1 pseudogene is annotated in these 782 nt (G+C 54.6%); it reads left to right on the top strand.

The annotated features are described in order from the left end of the window. Positions 1-212: 212 nt before the first annotated feature. Positions 213-782: pseudogene (locus HMPREF3143_RS25865) on the top strand (DUF4225 domain-containing protein); the annotation flags it as partial.

A 782-nucleotide genomic window follows, 5' to 3' on the forward strand; every position in this document is an offset into this window, starting at 1 on the left:
TGGACACGTTGCTTTTACCCGGCCAGAATCCCCGAGCCTGGGCGGAAACTATGATCAATCTGGAGGCCAGAAAACTGGTTAATACGGCCAACACGGTCGCGGCTATGCATCTTCAGGATGGTTTTATCCGGATTCAGTTTGTGGATGAGATAAGGGCATTCATCATGGCCCAGTTTGAGGCCGCACGCCGGGCGAAAACGGATGATGACTGTATGGCCTGCCTGCAGGCGTTGCGTGCAGAGAACACCAGTCTGCTTGAACAGTCCCATTCTCTCAAAACCGGCTATGCAAAACTCTATGCCGAGGTGAAGGTTGTCCGGCACGAGAACAAAATTGTAGGTTACATCATCTCAGCTGTTGACGTGGTGGTAGCCGGAGCGGCGATCTTTGGTGGGATCGTCATGATGTCCTCCATGACGCCGTTGGGGGGGGGGCCGGTGCCGTGATTGTTGTTAACGGGCTTAACACTATTTCACGTGAGGCCGCACACAACCTGCTCGGTGATAAGCAGACGGAGGGAATTTTCGCTGACGGCTCAATGGAGGTCGCAGAATTCCTGGGCTTCAGCCGGCAGCAGGGGCTGGGGACCTACAAGGCTGTTACGCTCTTTAGTGAAGTCTACGGCGCGTATGGTCTGAGGCTGAAACCCGAAGCGCAACGGCTGTGGTACTGGACCAGGCCCGATTTCTTCAGGAAAGTATCCGATACGCCACGTCCCGCGATGGCGCTTAAAATTGCGGGATGGGGTGTTAAAGCCAAAGTGGCGCTTGATTTACTGACTA

Origin of the sequence: Enterobacter sp. HMSC16D10, from assembly GCF_001807145.1 — a bacterium.
GTDB classification, from domain to species: domain Bacteria; phylum Pseudomonadota; class Gammaproteobacteria; order Enterobacterales; family Enterobacteriaceae; genus Enterobacter; species Enterobacter roggenkampii.